This is a genomic window from Pseudomonas sp. LSJ-87, assembly GCF_032971465.1.
In the GTDB taxonomy this organism is placed as follows: Bacteria; Pseudomonadota; Gammaproteobacteria; order Pseudomonadales; family Pseudomonadaceae; genus Aquipseudomonas; species Aquipseudomonas putida_Z.
Genome location: NZ_JAWJYQ010000006.1, coordinates 169,348 through 187,315 on the forward strand (window position 1 = coordinate 169,348; position 17,968 = coordinate 187,315).

13 protein-coding genes and 1 pseudogene are annotated in these 17,968 nt (G+C 65.9%); 7 read left to right on the top strand and 7 right to left on the bottom strand.

The genetic code is table 11. The annotated features are described in order from the left end of the window. Window positions 1-3 precede the first annotated feature (3 nt). Together RYH74_RS26435 and RYH74_RS26440 are read right to left on the bottom strand one after the other, a co-directional pair. The gene (locus RYH74_RS26435; protein ID WP_370290277.1) at window positions 4-759 is read right to left on the bottom strand and encodes a methyl-accepting chemotaxis protein; all 756 of its coding nucleotides are present in this window, start codon (window positions 757-759) and stop codon (window positions 4-6) included. 102 nt (window positions 760-861) lie between these two features. Continuing rightward, window positions 862-2,148 (bottom strand): annotated as a pseudogene (locus RYH74_RS26440) (HAMP domain-containing protein); the annotation flags it as partial. A gap of 197 nt (window positions 2,149-2,345) precedes the next feature. Between RYH74_RS26440 and RYH74_RS07230 the strand changes: the two are divergent. Beyond that, on the top strand, window positions 2,346-3,665 hold the full coding sequence (locus RYH74_RS07230; protein WP_025338869.1) for a Na+/H+ antiporter family protein: 1,320 nt from the start codon (window positions 2,346-2,348) through the stop codon (window positions 3,663-3,665). 13 nt (window positions 3,666-3,678) lie between these two features. Here the strand turns inward: RYH74_RS07230 and RYH74_RS07235 are convergent, their stop codons facing one another. The 3 genes from RYH74_RS07235 to RYH74_RS07245 all read right to left on the bottom strand — a co-directional run bounded on the left by RYH74_RS07235 (window position 3,679) and on the right by RYH74_RS07245 (window position 8,565). Next, window positions 3,679-4,686 (bottom strand): FecR family protein, encoded by a 1,008-nt coding sequence (locus RYH74_RS07235; RefSeq protein WP_075045017.1) that lies wholly within the window; start codon window positions 4,684-4,686, stop codon window positions 3,679-3,681. A 289-nt stretch (window positions 4,687-4,975) separates the two neighbouring features. Further along, window positions 4,976-6,745: an acyl-CoA dehydrogenase C-terminal domain-containing protein gene (locus RYH74_RS07240; RefSeq protein WP_137163739.1), complete on the bottom strand. Its 1,770-nt coding sequence runs from the start codon at window positions 6,743-6,745 to the stop codon at window positions 4,976-4,978. A gap of 197 nt (window positions 6,746-6,942) precedes the next feature. Then, window positions 6,943-8,565 carry an acyl-CoA synthetase gene (locus RYH74_RS07245; RefSeq protein WP_317409160.1) on the bottom strand — a complete coding sequence of 541 codons (1,623 nt, stop codon included), beginning with the start codon at window positions 8,563-8,565 and terminating at the stop codon, window positions 6,943-6,945. Between the two features lie 195 nt (window positions 8,566-8,760). Here RYH74_RS07245 and RYH74_RS07250 point away from each other — a divergent pair, with 195 nt between their 5' ends. From RYH74_RS07250 to RYH74_RS07270, 5 genes are all read left to right on the top strand, one after another. Next, window positions 8,761-10,167 (top strand): sensor histidine kinase, encoded by a 1,407-nt coding sequence (locus tag RYH74_RS07250; RefSeq protein ID WP_317409161.1) that lies wholly within the window; start codon window positions 8,761-8,763, stop codon window positions 10,165-10,167. Between the two features lie 6 nt (window positions 10,168-10,173). Further along, entirely contained in the window at window positions 10,174-10,809 is a 636-nt protein-coding gene (locus RYH74_RS07255) for a response regulator transcription factor (RefSeq protein WP_286101763.1), read from the top strand. A 260-nt stretch (window positions 10,810-11,069) separates the two neighbouring features. Next, window positions 11,070-11,543 carry a MarR family winged helix-turn-helix transcriptional regulator gene (locus RYH74_RS07260; RefSeq protein WP_286101764.1) on the top strand — a complete coding sequence of 158 codons (474 nt, stop codon included), beginning with the start codon at window positions 11,070-11,072 and terminating at the stop codon, window positions 11,541-11,543. A 30-nt stretch (window positions 11,544-11,573) separates the two neighbouring features. After that, window positions 11,574-12,767 (top strand): HlyD family efflux transporter periplasmic adaptor subunit, encoded by a 1,194-nt coding sequence (locus RYH74_RS07265; RefSeq protein WP_025338876.1) that lies wholly within the window; start codon window positions 11,574-11,576, stop codon window positions 12,765-12,767. After that, entirely contained in the window at window positions 12,764-14,299 is a 1,536-nt protein-coding gene (locus RYH74_RS07270) for a DHA2 family efflux MFS transporter permease subunit (protein WP_025338877.1), read from the top strand. The genes RYH74_RS07265 and RYH74_RS07270 overlap by 4 nt, the downstream gene beginning before the upstream one ends. A gap of 42 nt (window positions 14,300-14,341) precedes the next feature. On the opposite strand, the gene RYH74_RS07275 is transcribed toward RYH74_RS07270, so the two are convergent. Together RYH74_RS07275 and rsxC are read right to left on the bottom strand one after the other, a co-directional pair. Beyond that, window positions 14,342-15,292, bottom strand: coding sequence for an RnfABCDGE type electron transport complex subunit D (locus RYH74_RS07275; RefSeq protein ID WP_317409162.1), 951 nt, complete (start codon window positions 15,290-15,292; stop codon window positions 14,342-14,344). Further along, complete coding sequence (gene rsxC, locus RYH74_RS07280) at window positions 15,289-16,689, bottom strand: electron transport complex subunit RsxC (protein WP_317409163.1); 1,401 nt, start codon at window positions 16,687-16,689, stop codon at window positions 15,289-15,291. The genes RYH74_RS07275 and rsxC overlap by 4 nt, the downstream gene beginning before the upstream one ends. Before the next feature lie 251 nt (window positions 16,690-16,940). On the opposite strand from rsxC, the gene RYH74_RS07285 reads away from it, so the two are divergent. Continuing rightward, the gene (locus RYH74_RS07285; protein WP_317409164.1) at window positions 16,941-17,957 is read left to right on the top strand and encodes an FAD:protein FMN transferase; all 1,017 of its coding nucleotides are present in this window, start codon (window positions 16,941-16,943) and stop codon (window positions 17,955-17,957) included. The last annotated feature ends 11 nt before the right edge of the window (window positions 17,958-17,968 follow it).

Below are 17,968 nucleotides of genomic sequence, written 5' to 3' on the forward strand. Positions count from 1 at the left end.
GACTCAGACGCGGAACTGGTCCATCAGCGCCTGTTGCTGGTTGGCCAGGCTGTTCAGCGACTGGCTTACGCGCGCCGACTCGTTGGCCTGCCCCGACAGCGATTCGGTGACATCACGGATGGTTGCCACGTTGCTGTTGATCTCCTCGGCCACTGCGCTCTGCTCCTCGGCGGCCGAGGCGATCTGCAGGTTCATGTCGGTGATCACCGTCACTGCCTGGCCGATGCGCTGCAGCGCGGTGACGGCCTGGCCAACCTGCTGCACGCCGCCCTGGGCCTGGCGGTGGCTGTTGTCCATGGCCCCGACCACTTCGCGGGTGCCGTTCTGCAAAGCCTCGATCACCTGGCGGGTTTCTTCCACCGATTCCTGGGTACGCTGGGCCAGGTTGCGCACCTCGTCCGCGACCACGGCAAAGCCACGGCCGGCTTCACCGGCACGGGCCGCCTCGATGGCGGCATTGAGCGCCAGCAGGTTGGTCTGCTCGGCGATCGAGCGGATCACTTCCAGCACCGAACCGATCTTCTCGCTGTTCTGCGCCAGGCCCTCCACCTCGGCCATGGCGTTGCTCATGTCGGCGGCCAGGGCATCGATGCTGTGGGTGGTGCGGTCGATCACCGCCAGGCCTTCGCGGGTGGCCTGGTCGGCGTCGCGGGCGGCCTGCGCGGCCTGGGCGGCGCTGCGGGCGACGTCCTGGGCGGTGGCACTCATCTCGTGCGAGGCAGTGGCCACCTGGTCGACCTGGCGGTACTGCTGCTCCATGCCGGCGCTGGTCTGGGTGGCAATTGCCGAAGACTGGTCGGCGGTGCCACGGGCAGCCTGCACCGAGCGTTTGACCTCGGCGATGGTCGGCTGCAGCTTGTCGAGGAAGCGGTTGAACCAGCCGGCCAGTTCGCCCAGTTCGTCCTGCTTCTGGTAGGTCAGGCGGCGGGTCAGGTCACCTTCGCCGCTGGCGATGTCCTTGAGCATGCTTGCCACGCCGAGGATCGGCCGGGTAACGCCGCGGGCCATCAGCCACACCATCAGCAGGCCGGCAATCGCCGCCGCCAGGCCCAGGCCAAGTTCCAGCAGGGTGCCGCTGGTGTTCAGCGCGTCCAGTTCCTGTTTCAGCGCTTCGGCCGGCCCGGTCAGGGCGTTTTCCGGCACATCCAGCAGCACGCCCCAGGGCTGGGCATCCGGGATCGGCCGGAACGCGGCCAGCACTTTCAGGCGCTGCTGGTCGTGCACGATGGTCATCTTGCCATCGGCCAGCTTGCGCACCAGTTCGGCACCTTTGGCGGTATCGACCTGGTCGAAGCGCTGGGCCAGCTTGCTGGCGTCGGCGCTGTAGCCGGCCAGCAGGCCGACCGGGCTGAGGATGCCGACCGTGGTGCGGCCTTCGTACAGGCTGCGGCTGGCCTCCTGGCTCAGGGCCTGCAGGCTGTTGAGGTTGATGTCGATGGACAGGGTGGCGATCACCTTGCCGTCGACTGCCAGCGGGAAGACGATGCTGGTCATCAGCACCTGCTGGCCATCGATGTCGTAGAAGTAGGGCTCCACCACGCACACCTTGCCGGATGTGCGCGGGCACACCCACCAGGTATTGGCTGGCTGGCCGCTGGGGCCGATCTCGGTGTTGGCCATGTCATGCTCGGGCAGGGCCATGGCCGTCAACTGGCCGACACGCGGCTGCGACCAGTACAGGGCGAAGCGCCCGGTTTCGTTGCTGCCCAGTTCCGCCTTGCCGGCGAACAGGCTGTCCTTGTTGTCCAGGGCGTTGGGCTCGAACACCAGCGACAGGCCGAGCAGCTCAGGGTTGGCCTGCAGGGCGGCGCGCACCTGGCGGGTCATGTCCTCGCGCAGGTCGAAGGCATCGAGAAAGCGCTTTTCCGCCTGCTCGCGCAGGAACAGCACCTGGCGGGCGAAACCGGCGCCGTACTGGTAGGCGTCCATGAACTGGCGGCGGATGTTCAGCGCCTGCACCTCGCCCTGCGACTCGATGCGCGACTGCGCCGACTCGGTCAGCATCTGCATGCTGCTGGCCTTGACCAGGTCCGAGCTGTGGTCCATGCGGTACAGCGACAGGCCGACGAGCAGGGTGACGATGCCGGCCAGGCAGAGACCGGCGAGCAGGGTGATCTTCCACTGGATGGAAAGTTGTCGCAAAGGCATGGGGGTGGGTCCCTTGTAATAAGAGTGTGGCTGACGAATGTGTCGGCTGGCGCGGGCTTTTCTTTATTCAAACGTTCAATTTAATCCGCAGGTCGCGCGAGGCGTTGGTAATCCGCCGCAACATGGCGCTTTTGACATCTGCTGCCCACTGCTTCAGAGTGCGCGCTTTTTTTCCGTCGCAATGAGGTAAGCCAACCATGAATGCAGTGATCGCCGCGGTCGGCATCATGCTGATACTCAGCCTGTCCCGCGTGCACGTGGTCATCGCCCTGATCATCGGGGCCCTGGCCGGTGGGCTGGTGGGTGGCCTGGGTATCGAGGGTACGCTCAAGGCCTTCAACGGCGGCCTCGGCGGCGGGGCCACGGTGGCCCTGTCCTATGCACTGCTGGGCGCCTTTGCCGTGGCCATCGCCAAGTCCGGCCTGGCCCATGCCCTGGCCGACCGCGCCCTGGCCATGATCGACCGCCAGGGCCATGCCAATGGTGGCAAGGTCAAATGGTTGCTGGTCGGCCTGATGCTGGTGGTGGCGGTGTCGTCGCAGAACATCCTGCCTATCCACATCGCCTTCATCCCCTTGCTGGTGCCGCCGCTGCTGTACGTGCTGACCCGCCTGCGCATCGACCGCCGGCTGATCGCCTGCGTGATCACCTTCGGCCTGATCACCCCGTACATGTTCCTGCCGGTGGGCTTTGGCAACATCTTCCTCAACGAAATCCTGCTGGCCAACGTTGCCCGCGCGGGTGTCGACGTGAGTGGCGTGAATGTCACCCACGCCATGGCCATCCCGGCAGCCGGTATGCTGGCAGGCCTGTTGCTGGCGGTATTCATCAGTTACCGCAAGAAGCGTGACTACGACCTGGCGCGCATCGAGCAGGTGGAGCAGGTGAGCGTGCAGTACAACCCGCTGACCCTGCTGGTGGCCGGCCTGGCGATTGCCTCGGCGTTCATCGTCCAGTTGTGGCTGGACTCGATGATCATCGGCGCCATGGTCGGCTTCCTGATCTTCTCGCTGTCGGGCATCGTGCGCTGGAAGGACACTGACGATCTGTTCACCGAAGGCATGAAGATGATGGCCATGATCGGCTTCATCATGATTGCCGCCTCGGGCTTTGCCGATGTGATGAAGGCCACCGGTGAGGTGAAGAGCCTGGTGGAAACCTCGGCGCAGTGGATCGACCACAGCAAGGGCGTCGGGGCCTTGTTGATGCTGCTGGTGGGCCTGCTGGTGACCATGGGCATCGGCTCGTCGTTCTCCACCGTGCCGATCCTGGCCGCGATCTTCGTGCCGCTGTGCGTGCAGCTGGGCTTCGACCCGCTGGCCACGGTGTGCATCGTTGGTACCGCTGGTGCGCTGGGCGACGCCGGCTCGCCTGCCTCGGACTCGACCCTGGGCCCGACCTCGGGTTTGAACGTGGATGGCCAGCACCACCATATCTGGGACACCGTGGTGCCCACCTTCATCCACTACAACCTGCCACTGCTGGCGTTCGGCTGGTTGGCGGCGATGACGCTGTAAGACGGGGAGGGCGTCAGCCCTTGTCGGGCGGCGGCGAGATGCGGTTGAGCACGGTGCTGCCGTCCTTGCTGCGGGTCAGGTAGACCGGCAGTACCTTGGGCAGGTTGTTGACCAGGCGCCCCACCTCACGGGTGTTGTAGATGCCGCTGATGCGGATGCGGCCGGTGCTGGCGTCGGCCAGCAACAGCGGTGCGTCGAGGTAGCGGTTGATAATCGGCAGGGCCTGTTCCAGGCTCAGGTTGTCGAGTACCAGCTTGCCGTCGCGCCAGGCCAGGCTGTTGCCGTAGTCGTCGCTCTGCTCCAGTTGCGGCTCGAAGTCGCCCTTGTGATAGCTGGCCTGCATCCCCGGGCCCAGGCGGTAGCCACCGGCGCTGCCGTCGCTGGATACCAGTACCGAACCCTCCACCAGGGTGACCTTGACCTGCTCCTGGTACTTCCACACGTTGAACTGGGTGCCGGTGACGCGGGTCTGGCCGCGACCGGCATGCACGATGAACGGGTGGCTGCTGTCGTGCTGCACCTTGAAGAACGCCTCGCCACGCTTGAGCGTGACCTGGCGTTGGTCCTTGTAGTTGAGGTAGGTGAGCTCGGTGTTGAGGTTGAGCTGCACCGTGCTGCCGTCGCTCAGCTGCACGGTCTGCATGTGCGCGCCGGCTTCGAAGTGCTGGTAGTGGTTGGGCAGCCAGCCTTGCTCCCAGCCCACCCAGCCGGCCAGCGGCAGCACCGCCAGGGCGATCGCGGCAGCGGATGCCAGCGGCCGCCAGTTGCGCGGGCGTGCGGCCTGTTGCACGGGCGGGTTGAAGTCGATGACGGTGGCATTGCGCGGCAGCAGGTCGGCGGTTTGCCAGATTTCCAGCATCGCCTGGTATTCCTCGGCATGCCGCGGATCGGCCGCCAGCCAGCGGGCGAACGCCTCGCGCTCGCCCGCCGTGCAATCTTCGGCGTGCAGGCGCATGCACCAGTGCGCGGCGGCGTCGGTGATGGCATCGTCTGGGCTGGGATTGAGGCGGTCGTGGTTCATTGCGGCTCCGGGTTTTGCGCATTCTACCCTTGCTGGAGGGCTCCCGAGAACCGAGGTAATGGCGAATGACTATCAGTTGTGCCGGTTTTCGTCGGATTGGTGATGGTTTTCCAGCGTTTGAGAACCCTTCGCGCAGGTAAATTCAGGCTGAAATCGTTGGGGCTGCTGCGCAGCCCTTTCGCGACACAAGGCCGCTCCCACAGGTACAGCGCTGCCCGATGGGTTGGTGCGATACCTGTGGGAGCGGCCTTGTGTCGCGAAAGGGGCGCATAGCGCCCCCAGCGGCTCATCAGAACTGCGCCGCCTCCAAACCATAAAGGCTGCCACTACCCGCCCGGATACTGGCCTCCAGCCCCAACCCCCGCGGCAAGACCCGCTGGAAGAAGAACTCTGCACACGCAAGTTTGGCCCCATGAAACGCGGCATCCTCGTCACGCCTGGCCAATGCCACCGCCGCCATCCGCGCCCACATGTAGGCATACGCAGTCAGCCCGAACAGCTGCAGGTATTCCACCGCCACCGCACTGACCAGGTTGGCATCCTCGCCGGCCCGCGCCCGCAGCCAGGCGCTGGTGGCCTCCAGCCGCGCCAGGCTCGCTTGCAGGGCTTCACGGTGCAGCGGCGCATCCACGCTGAAGGCCCGCACCTCGGCGGCAAAGCTGGCCAGCGCCTGGCCACCGTCGGCCAGCACCTTGCGCCCGAGCAGGTCGAGGGCCTGGATGCCGTTGGTGCCTTCATAGATCTGCGCAATGCGCACGTCGCGCACCCGCTGCTCCTGGCCCCATTCGCGGATGTAGCCATGGCCGCCATACACCTGCTGGCCGAGCACGCAGCTTTCCAGGCCGTTGTCGGTGAAGAACGCCTTGGCCACCGGCGTCAGCAGCGCCACCAGGCGCTGCGCATGCTCGCGCTCGCCGGCGTCTTCGGCGTAGCGCGCCAGGTCCAGCTGCTGGCCGACGTAGGCGGCAAACGCCCGCCCACCTTCGGTGAGGGTGCGCATGGTCAGCAGCATGCGCCGCACATCGCCGTGGTGGATGATCGGGTCGGCAGCCTTGTCTTGTGCCTGCGGGCCGCTGGCGGCGCGGCTTTGCAGGCGCTCGTTGGCGTAGCGGGCGGCGCTCTGGTAGGACGCCTCGGCACAGCCGATGCCCTGGATGCCGATGGACAGGCGCTCGTAGTTCATCATGGTGAACATCGCCGCCAGGCCCTTGTTCGGTTCGCCCACCAGGTAGCCGACGGCACCATCGAAGTTCATCACGCAGGTGGCCGAAGCCTTGATGCCCATCTTGTGTTCGATCGAGCCGCAATGGGCGGCGTTGCGCGCGCCCAGGCGGCCATCGGCCTCTACCAGGTACTTGGGCACCAGGAACAGCGAGATGCCCTTGGCGCCGGTGGGTGCATCCGGCAGCTTGGCCAGCACCAGGTGGACGATATTCTCCGTCAGGTCCTGTTCGCCGCCGGTGATGAAGATCTTGCTGCCGCTGATGCGATAGCTGCCGTCGGCCTGGGGCTCGGCGCGGCTGCGGATCAGCCCCAGGTCGGTGCCGGCATGGGGTTCGGTGAGGCACATGGTGCCGGCCCAGCGGCCTTCGTACAGGGGCGGCAGGTAGGTGGCCTTGAGCGTTTCGCTGGCGTGGGCGTCTATCGCCAGGCAGCTGCCGGCGCTCAACGCCGAATACAGGCTGAAGCTGCAATCGGCGGCGTAGAGCATTTCTTCGAACAGCACACCGAGCATTTTCGGCATGCCCATGCCGCCATGTTCGGGGTTGCCGCCCAGGCCGACCCAACCGCCTTCGCGGTAGGTGTGCCAGGCCTCGCGGAAGCCGTCAGGGGTAGTGACTTCGCCTGCGGCAAAGCGCACGCCTTGCTCGTCACCGTTGCGGCTGAGCGGGGCAATCAGCTGGCCGGTGACTTTGGCTGCTTCCTCGAGGATGGCATCGGCGGTATCGGCGTCGATGCGCTCGGCCAGGGCAGGCAGGCGGGCCCACAGGGCCGGGGCGTTGAACACATCATGCAGGACGAAGCGCATGTCGCGCAGGGGGGCGGAGTAGGTGGTCATCGGGGGCTCTTGGAATAAGGGAAACATGGGCTGGCCTCTTCGCGGGCACGCCCGCTCCCACAGGTAAAGCACAGGGTTCAAGGCCGGTGCGGTCCCTGTGGGAGCGGGCATGCCCGCGCCCACAGGGACCGCACCGGCCTTGAACCCTGTGCTTTACCTGTGGGAGCGGGCATGCCCGCGAAGAGGCCACCACTGGATCAGAGGGCTTTGGCCCGGTCGCGCAGCACGTACTTCTGGATCTTGCCGGTGGAGGTCTTGGGCAGTTCGCCGAACACCACGGTCTTCGGCACCTTGAACCCGGCCAGGTGCTCGCGGCACCAGCTGTAGATGTCGGCTTCGCGGGTGTCTTCGCGGCCCGGCTTGAGGGCAACGAAGGCGCACGGGGTTTCCCCCCATTTTTCATCCGGGCGCGCTACCACCGCGGCTTCCAGCACCGCCGGGTGCTTGTACAGGGCGTCCTCGACCTCGATGGTGGAGATGTTCTCGCCACCGGAAATGATGATGTCCTTGAGCCGGTCCTTGATCTCGACATAGCCATCGGCGTGCCACACGGCCAGGTCACCGGTGTGGAACCAGCCGCCACGGAAGGCTTCGACGGTGGCCTCGGGGTTCTTCAGGTAGCCCTTCATCACCGTGTTGCCACGCATGAAGATCTCGCCCAGGGTGTTGCCGTCGCGCGGCACCGGCTCGAGGGTTTGCGGGTCGGCGACCATCAGGCCGTCGAGGGTCGGGTAGCGCACGCCCTGGCGGGACTTGATCCGTGCGCGCTCTTCCAGCGACAGTTCATCCCATTCGTCATGCCAGGCACACACGGTCACCGGGCCGTAGACTTCGGTCAGGCCGTAGGTGTGGGTGACCTGTATGCCCATCTCTTCCACGGCGCCGATGACCTTGGCGGGTGGCGCGGCGCCGGCGACCATGGCCTGCACCGGGTGCTCGATGGCCGCCTTGGCCGCCTCGGGCATGTTGACCAGGGCGTTGAGCACGATCGGCGCGCCGCACAGGTGGCTGACCCGGTGCTCGCGGATCAGGGTCAGGATCTTCTGCGGGTCGACCCGGCGCAGGAACACATGGGTGCCGGCCAGCGCGGTGATGGTCCATGGGTAGCACCAGCCGTTGCAGTGGAACATCGGCAGGGTCCACAGGTACACCGGGCGATGGCCCATGCCCCAGACCATCTGGTTGCCCAGGGCGTTCAGGTAAGCGCCACGGTGGTGGTAGACCACGCCCTTGGGGTTGCCGGTGGTGCCGGAGGTGTAGTTGAGCGAGATCGCCTGCCACTCGTCATCGGGCCATTCCCAGGCAAAGTCCGGGTCGCCTTCGGCGAGGAACGCCTCATAATCCAGTTCGCTGACCGCACGGCCTTCGCCGTACTCCGGGTCATCCACATCCACCACCAATGGCGGGTGCTCGAGCAAGGCCAGGGCCGCCTCGATGACGCTGTGGAACTCGCGGTCGGTGATCAACACCTTGGCCTCGCCATGCTGCAGCATGAAGGCGATGGCCTCGGCGTCCAGGCGTACGTTCAGGGTATTGAGCACGGCGCCGGTCATGGGCACGCCAAAATGGGCTTCGAGCATGGCCGGAATATTGGGCAACATCACCGCCACGGTGTCGCCACGGCCGATACCCCTGCCCATCAGGGCGCTGGCCAGGCGTCGGCAGCGTTGGTAGGTCTGCTGCCAGTTGCGGCGGATGGCACCGTGGATCACCGCCGGGTAGTTGCCGTATACGGCAGCGGTGCGTTCGATGAAACTCAGCGGGGTGAGGGCGACATGGTTGACGGCAGCGGGCATCAGGCCCTGGGCATAGATCGACATGCGGTAATCCTGTAGGGGAGGCAGGCACAACCTGTGCGCTTGACCCCCGGTGGCTGATTGTTAGCTCTGTTCAGGGTGCAGGGAGGCGGACGGTGGGCCGCTCGCCCTTGTCGCAGTTTTACGCGAGTCGCTATGGTATTAGGAATATCGACTATAGCAATATAGTAAAACTACTATAACAACGAGCCGCCTACCGTGGACAACACTGCCTATCCCTTGCTCGCCAAGGATCCGCAACCCAGCCTGATGCTGGCCGGCGACGCCAGGCCGCTGGCACTCAACCCGGCGCTGCAGGCCTGGGTCGATGAGGGCCCGGCACTGGCCAGCTGGCTGCCGGGCAACTGCGCCGCCCTGGTGCGCGCCTGCCTGCGCCAGCGCCGGGCGATCGCCGATGTCGAGGTGCAGGTCGGTGAACGCATCGTGCTGTGGAGTTTCATCCCTGACGACCAGGGCCAGCAGGTGCTGGCGCGTGGCCGCGACGCCAGCGACGAGCGCCATGGCGCACGCGAGGCCAGCCGCGCCCGGCGCCTGTACCGGCTGATCATCGAGAACACCACCGACCTGATCTCCCGGCACAGCCCCGACGGCCGCTTCCTCGATGCCTCGCCGGCGGCATTCCGCCTGCTTGGCCTGTGGCCCGAGCAGCTGCGCGGCATGGCCGTGCATACCTTGCTGCACCCGCGCGAGCGCCGCCAGGTGCTGCGCCAGGCCGCCGCCGCGCTGGACCAGGACGGCTACCACACCATGACCTGCCGGGTGCGCCAGGCCGCAGGCGGCTACCGCTGGTTCGAGATCGCCAGCCGAGCCATCCGCGAAACCTACACCGGCACGGTGGTGGAGGTGGTCAGTGTGTCCCGCGACATCACCCTGCGCATCGAAGCTCAGGAAAGCCTGGCGCACAGTGCCCGGTTGGCCACCTTGGGCGAGCTGGCTTCGGGCATTGCCCACGAGATCAACCAGCCGTTGGCCGCAGTGGTCAACTATGCCAATGCCAGCCAGCGCTACTTGCAGGGCCTGGAGCGCGACCCGCAGGCCCGCGAGCGGGTGGGGCAGGGCCTGCAACGCATCAGCGAACAGGCCACCCATGCCGCCGAAGTGATCCGCCGCCTGCGCGCCTTCCTGCGCAAAGGGCCACGCCGCCTGCAGGCGCTGGACGTGGCCGAGGTGGCCGGCGAAGCCATGCGCCTGTGCGCCTGGGAGGCCGCGCGTGACCAGGTGGTGGTCGAGTTGCGCATGAGCGCGCAGTTGCCCTTGGTGTATGCCGACCGGGTACTGCTGGAGCAGGTGCTGTTGAACCTGCTGCGCAACGCCATCGATGCCAACCGCGAGCAGCATGGCGAGCGGCCGTCACATATCCTGCTGGGCGCTGCGCGCGATGGCGATGGCGTGCTGGTCGAGGTGGCCGACCAGGGCCCTGGCGTGGCGCCCGAGCGCCTGGATGAAATCTTCACGCCGTTCACCACCAGCAAGGCCGACGGCCTGGGCCTTGGCCTGAGCATGAGCCGCAGCCTGATCGAAGGCTTTGGCGGCAGCTTGTGGGCGCGTGCCGGTGACAATGGCGGTCTGGTACTGTGCTGCCGCCTGGCGGTCAGCAGGGGATAAGGGGAGATGGCGGTGCAAGCGAAAGTGTATGTGGTCGATGACGACCAGGGTATGCGCGACTCGACGGTGTGGCTGCTGCAGTCGGTGGGCTTGCAGGCCTTGCCGTTCGCCGGCGGGCAGGCGTTTCTCGACGCCTGCGTCGACGATGGGCCGGCCTGTGTGCTGCTGGATGTGCGCATGCCTGGGCTGGGCGGGTTGGCGGTGCAGCAGGCGATGCGCGAGCGTGGCCTGGGGTTGCCGGTGATCTTCGTCAGCGGCCATGCCGATGTGCCGATCGTGGTGCGGGCATTCAAGGCCGGCGCCTGCGACTTCATCGAAAAGCCCTACAACGACCAGTTGCTGCTCGACAGCGTACAGGCCGCGCTGGAGAACGCCGGGCGGGCACGCCAGGACGACCAGGCGCTGGCCGAGGTGCAGCTGCGCATCGATGGCCTGACACCGCGCGAGCGCGATGTGTTCGTGCCGTTGGCCCAAGGGTTGAGCAACCGCGAGATTGCCGAGCGGCTGGGCGTCAGCGTGAAGACGGTGGACCTGTACCGGGGGCGGGTGATGAAGCGGTTGCAGGCCGATAGCCTGGCGGAGTTGGTGGGCATGGCCATTGCCTGCGGGGCGGTGGAGGCACTGGGCCTGAAAGCGGTGTGACTGCGACTAGTGCGGTCTCTGTGGGAGCGGCCTTGTGTCGCGAAAGGGCTGCGCAGCAGCCCCAGTAATTTGCGCCATAGCAAAGATCGCTGGGGGCTGCTACGCAGCCCTTTCGCGACACAAGGCCGCTCCCACAAGAGCCTCCCTCGGCAGGCGAGAGAAGGGGAAAATCATGAAATTTTCCATAGCAACCTAATCAAGGCTTTGACATTCACTGCCTAGGCAGTAATATTTTTACACAATTACCCGAGCAGCCTCCGATGGCCCATTTCTCCCCCGAAAACTTCCAGACCTGCGCCATCGGCATGCTGCTTGGCCGCGCGGCGATCCTCAAGGACCGTATTCTCGACTGGCACCTCGAATCCGAAGGCGTCACCGCCGCGCAGTTCAAGGTGCTGATCATCGTCACCCAGTACCAGGTGGACACCCCGGCCGAGCTGTGCCGCTACCTGGGCCTGGACAGCGGGTCGATGACCCGCATGCTCGACCGCCTCGAGCAGAAGGAGCTGATCGTGCGCAACCGCTGCGCCGACGACCGTCGCCAGGTGCGCCTGGCCCTTACCGCCGATGGCCAGCGCCTGGCTGACCGCCTGCCGGAAATCGGCGCGGCGGCCATGAACGAGTTGTGCGGCGCGCTGGCAGCCGAAGAGCTCGCGACCCTGGAAGGCCTGCTGGCCAAGGTCCTGCTCGCTGCCGGCGACCCGTTGACGATCCGCCGCTTCGGCGATCGTTGAACCCTGTCACGAATTTTCCAAGGTATTGTCATGGCCACTCCCGCAGACACCCCGACTCCCTCCGCCGCGCCCGAACCGTCGCGCAAGCGCAAGGCCTGGCTGCTTGGCCTGGTGTTGCTGCTGATCCTTGCCGGCGTCGGTGCCTGGGCCTGGTACAGCCTGGTCGGGCGCTGGCACGAAAGCACCGACGATGCCTACGTCAACGGCAACGTGGTAGAGATCACCCCGCTGGTCACCGGCACCGTCACCAGCATCGGTGCCGATGACGGCGACCTGGTCCACGCCGGCCAGGTATTGCTGCAATTCGACCCGGCCGACAGCCAGGTGGCGTTGCAGTCCGCCGAAGCCAAACTGGCGCGCAGCGTGCGCCAGGTGCGCGGGTTGTACAGCAACGTCGACGCGCTCAAGGCGCAGCTGGAAACCCGCCAGGCGGAGCTGCGCAAGGCCCGCCAGGACTTCAACCGGCGCAAGGTGCTGGCCGACAGCGGTGCGATTGCCGCGGAAGAATTGTCCCATGCCCGCGATGACCTGAGCGTGGCCGAGGCTGCCGTCAACAGTGCGCGCCAGCAGCTCAGCACCAGCAGCGCGCTGGTCGACGACACCGTGGTGTCCTCGCACCCCGAGGTGATGGCCGCCGCCGCCGACCTGCGCCAGGCCTACCTCGACCATGCCCGCACCACCCTGGTGGCACCGGTCACCGGCTACGTCGCCAAGCGTACCGTGCAGCTGGGCCAGCGCCTGCAACCGGGCACCGCGACCATGGCGGTGATCCCGCTGGACCAGGTGTGGATCGACGCCAACTTCAAGGAAACCCAGCTACGCGACATGCGTATCGGCCAGCCGGTGCAGATCAGCGCCGACCTGTACGGCAGCGAGGTCAGGTACAGCGGCACGGTCGACAGCCTTGGCGCCGGCACCGGCAGCGCCTTCGCCCTGTTGCCGGCGCAGAATGCCACTGGTAACTGGATCAAGATCGTCCAGCGCGTGCCGGTACGCATCCACCTCAGCCCCGACCAGCTCAAGGACCACCCGCTGCGCATCGGCCTGTCCACCGTGGTCGAGGTCGACCTGCACGACCAGAGCGGCCCGGCCTTGGCCCAGCAGCCACCGCAGCAGGCCAGCTACACCACCCAGGTGTATGACCGCCAGCTGGTCGAAGCCGACAACCTGATCGCCCGGCTGATCCACGAAAACAGCGCAACCGGCAAGACGGCCCAGCGATGAGCAACAACGCTGCTGCCCAGTTCACGCCACCGAGCCTGCTGCTGACCACCATCGGCCTGTCGCTGGCGACGTTCATGCAGGTGCTCGACACCACCATCGCCAACGTGGCCTTGCCGACCATTTCCGGCAATCTGGGGGTGAGCTACGAGCAGGGCACCTGGGTCATCACTTCGTTCGCGGTGAGCAACGCCATCGCCTTGCCGCTGACCGGCTGGCTCAGCCGGCGGTTTGGCGAGGTGAAGCTGTTCATCTGGGCCACGCTGCTGTTCGTGCTGGCCTCGTTCCTGTGCGGTATTGCCCAGTCGATGCCGGAGCTGGTCGGTTTTCGCGTGTTGCAGGGCGTGGTGGCCGGGCCGTTGTACCCGATGACCCAGACCTTGCTGATCGCCGTCTACCCGCCGGCCAAGCGCGGCATGGCCCTGGCGCTGCTGGCGATGGTCACGGTGGTGGCGCCGATTGCCGGGCCGATTCTCGGGGGCTGGATCACCGACAGCTACAGCTGGCCGTGGATCTTCTTCATCAACGTGCCCATCGGCCTGTTCGCCGCCGCCGTGGTGCGCCAGCAGATGCGCACCCGGCCGGTGGTCACCAGCCGCCAGCCAATGGACTACATCGGCCTGCTGACGCTGGTCATCGGCGTTGGCGCGTTGCAGGTGGTGCTGGACAAAGGCAATGACCTGGACTGGTTCGAGTCGTCGTTCATCATTGTCGGCAGCCTGATCTCGCTGGTGTTCCTGGCGGTGTTCGTGATCTGGGAACTGACCGACCGTCACCCGGTGGTCAACCTGCGCCTGTTCGCGCACCGCAACTTCCGCGTCGGCACCATCGTGCTGGTAGGGGGCTATGCCGGGTTCTTCGGCATCAACCTGATCCTGCCGCAGTGGCTGCAGACGCAGATGGGCTATACCGCTACCTGGGCCGGCCTGGCGGTGGCGCCGATCGGCCTGTTGCCGGTGCTCATGTCGCCGTTCGTGGGCAAGTACGCGCACCGCTTCGACCTGCGGGTGCTGGCCGGGCTGGCGTTCCTGGCGATTGGCAGCAGCTGCTACATGCGTGCCGGGTTCACCAGCGAGGTGGACTTCCAGCATGTGGCGCTGGTGCAGCTGTTCATGGGCATTGGCGTGGCGCTGTTCTTCATGCCGACCTTGAGCATCCTGCTGTCCGACCTGCCACCGCAGCAGATTGCCGATGGCTCGGGCCTGGCGACCTTCCTGCGTACCTTGGGCGGCAGTTTCGCGGCGTCGCTGACCACCTGGATCTGGATTCGCCGGGCGGACCAGCACCATGCCTACCTGAGCGAGCACATCAGCCAGTTCGACCCGGCCACGCGGCATACCCTGGAGCAGCTGGGCGGGGCCAGCCCACAGAGCTATGCGCAGCTGGAGCAGATACTCAACGGGCAGGCGTACATGATGTCGACGGTGGACTACTTCACCCTGATGACCTGGGTGTTTGCCGGGTTGATCCTGCTGGTGTGGTTCGCCAAACCGCCCTTTACCGCCAAGGCGGGGCCGGCGTCGGCAGGGCACTGAGCCGGGCCAGAACAAGGCCCGGGCTCTTTGCCAAATGCCAGGTCAGGCACTCGCTGCTGCGTACCAGGGCCGCTGCATGCGCAGCACCAACCGGTCGATTTGCGGCACCAGCAGGTTGCCGGCCAGCACGGCGAAGCAGAGGCCATCGGCATACAGCCCGAATTCGCGAATCAGCTCGGTCAGCGTGCCGACGGTCACGCCGAAGAGGATGCGACCGGCGCGGGTATCGGGGCTGGTGACCGGATCGGTGGCGATGAAGAAGGCGGTGAAGAGATAGCCGCCGAGGCTGAGGTTGTACACGGCTTCCTGCAGGCTGTGGCCGGCAGCCATGCACAGCAATACCGTGCTCGCGATCATCGCCAGCGGAATCTCGATGCGGATCACCCGCAGCGAAGCCAGCAGCAAACCGCCGGCAATGTAGCCGTACCCCGACAGGTTGTGGGTGACATGGGTGAACTCGTTCTGCGCCAGTTGCGTGGCGCCGGCGAACGCATCGAGTTCCAGGCGTGGCGCCAACTGTAGCTGTTGCAGCAGAACCGCCTTGGCGTCCAGGGCTGCGGTCCAGGGGGCATGGTTCGATGGCGCGGGGTACAACTGCTGGTAGAAGCAGATGGCAACCACCCCCAGGCCAACCATCGCAGGGTTGAGGCGGTTGCGACCAAGGCCTCCACTGGCGTGCTTGCACAGTGCCAGAGCGGCAAAGCTGGCCAGGGCGATCATCCACAACGGCACCATCAGCGGCAATGCCCGAGCCAGTATCAGGCCCAGCACCAGCCAGCTGAGGTCGCTCAAACCCTTGCGTACGTCATGCCCGCGCAGGCGCAGCAGGGCGGCTTCGAAGCCCAGGGCGAACAGCACGCACCAGAAGGTCTGCAACCAGACCACGACACCGAATTGCCAGGCATACAGGACGGTGCCCGGCAGCAGGCACAGGACGACCAGCAGCATCACCGTGCGCAGCCGTTGCGGGATGGGGTGGCGTATCAGGCTCATGCGCGGACCTCCGTCTTGCTCTGGCGGAAGCGTTCGCGCAGCGGGATATTGCTCGGGCAGATGCTGCTGCAGCTGCCGCATTCGATGCAGGCGTCCAGGCGCAGCTGTTGCAGGCTGGCCTTGTCCAGGCGTTCGGCAGCAGCGTAGAGGTCCAGCGGCCGCAGCGACATCGGGCAGACATCCACGCAGCGCGTGCAGCGAATGCAACTGCTGGCGGGGCGAGCAGCCGGCAGGTAGCGCTCGGCGCCGAATATCAGGCAACTGCTGGTCTTGCTGACGAAGGCGTTGGCGTCCGGTAGCGGCTGCCCCATCATCGGGCCGCCGACCTGGGTCAGCTGCCCAGTGGAGGACGCGCCAGCAATCGCGCGCAGTTCGCTGACCGGGTAACCCACCGGCACCCGCACATTGCCCGGGCGCTCGCAGTCACCTGTCAGGGTCAGCACGCGGCTGGTCAGTGGTTCGCCCTGGAAGACGGCCCGGCCCAGTGCGTAGAGGGTTGCGACATTCAGCGCCAGCACGCCGATATCGGCGGGGCGGCTCCCCGGGGCCAGGTTGCGGCCACTGAGGCTCTTGATCATCAACGGCTGCCCACCTGCCGGGTAACGCTCCGGAAGTGGACAAATCTCGACCCGGGTGCGCGCTTGGCGAGCGGCGGCACGTAACGTGGTCATCGCCTCCGGCTTGTTGGTTTCGATGCCGAAACGGGTAGTCGTTATTCCCAGCAGCGCGGCGACATAGTCGGCGGCCTCGATCAACGCTTCGGCATTCTCACGCATGAGGCGGTCATCGCAGGTAAGGAAGGGCTCGCATTCGGCACCGTTGATCAGCAGCAGATCGGGCTGCTGTGCGCCGGCCAGCTTGAGGGCAGTCGGGAACCCCGCACCACCAAGGCCGACTATGCCCATCTGCAATGCGCGCTCGACCAGCGCCTCTGGCGTTTGCGGCAGGCCCGGCGCCGGGCGTTCGAGCCACTCATCCAGGCCATCTGCGTTCAGGATGACGGCCATGACCGGCTCGGCCGAGTCGGCCGCGAAGACGTGATCGATCCGTTCCACGATGCCGGAAGTACTGGCATGCACCCAGGCGGTGGTGTTGTCGCCAATACCGATCACTTCGCCCTTGCTAACATGCTGCCCCGGCTGCACGCAAGGCTGGACAAACCGCCGACCCCGCCCGAGCGGGATCGCCAGCTGGATTTTTCCGATTGCGACCGGGGCAACCGGGGTGGCGTTGGACAGTTCCTTGTATCCCCTGAGCTCGATCCCTCCATGCCAACTACGCTGAGAGGATGAGGCGATGGCCAGCAGACGGCGCCAGAAAGGTTTCTGTTGCGGCTGACGCTGGGCGCGGATGCGGCTCTGCAGGCGTTCGACGCTCTGCAACGAATGGCTAGACATTTACTGTCCTCCAATTTTTGGGCAATGAACGCCCCTGTGCGCTTATGCACATGGTTGTTTTATTGCTTCCGGGACGTTAAGCGGAAAGGGAGGGGGGATGATTGATCACCCGCGCAGATCAGAGTGCTCGATGAGGATTTTGTTCGGTTTTTGACCAGGTTTGCTGATGAACGGTAGGCCAATTGCCATCTCGCAATTCTGGTGAAATAACCTGCGCCGCGAACGGGCGGCCAGAGTCGGCGAGGTGTCGAATGATGCGCGCAAGCCTGCTGGTGATGCTGGTGACATTGCTGTATGGCTGCGGCGATAGGATTGAACGCTTTGGCGGGCCGACCATGGGCAGCACGTATTCGATCCAGTACGTACCCACCGCGCAGGCGCCCGGCGCGCAGCAGGTAAAGGCCGAAGTCGAGAGGATTCTCGAGGCGCTCGACAAGCAGTTTTCCAACTGGCGCGGCGATTCCGTGGTTGCCCGCTTCAACGCTCTGCCGGCCGGCGCCTGTCAGGCGGTGCCGGAAGAGATGCAGCATTTGCTGGTGTACGGTGTGTCTCTGTTCCGCGAGAGTGGCGGGGCTTTCGACCTGACGGTCTTGCCATTGATGAACCTCTGGGGCTTCGGCCCGCAGTCACGCGGCAGGCAGGTGCCGGACGCCAGCGCACTGGCACGGGAGCAGGCACGGGTAGGGTTGCAGCACTTGCACCTGGATGGAGAAAAGCTGTGCAAGGATGTGGCGGCGCAGCTGGATTTCGACAGCATGCTCGCCGGTTATGCAGTGGATCGGGTGGGTGACCGGCTTGCGGCCCTGGGTATCCAGGCCTATCTGGTCGAGATCACCGGTGAACTCAAGGGCGTCGGCCGCAAGCCGGATGGCTCGCCCTGGCGCATCGCCCTCGAGGTGCCGAGTGGCGGGGGCGAGCAGCAAGTGGAGCGCGCCATCGCCCTGGATGGCTACGGCGTTGCCACCGCCGGCGATTACCGCAACTATTTCAAGGAAGGTGGCCAGCGCTATTCGCACACCTTCGACCCCCGTGTCGGCAGGCCGGTCAAGCACGCGCTGGCGGCAGTGTCGGTGGTCGACCCTTCGGTGCTGCGTGCCGATGCCCTCGATACATTGTTGATGGTGCTCGGCCCGGAGGAAGGCTATGCCTTCGCCGAGCGGCATGAAATAGCTGCCTACTTCATCATGCACCAAGGGCTGGGTTTCGTTGCGCGGGCGACGCCGCGATTCGAGACGTTGTTTCCTCAGCAGGGCACGCCCAGGCAGTAGCAGCAGGAAAG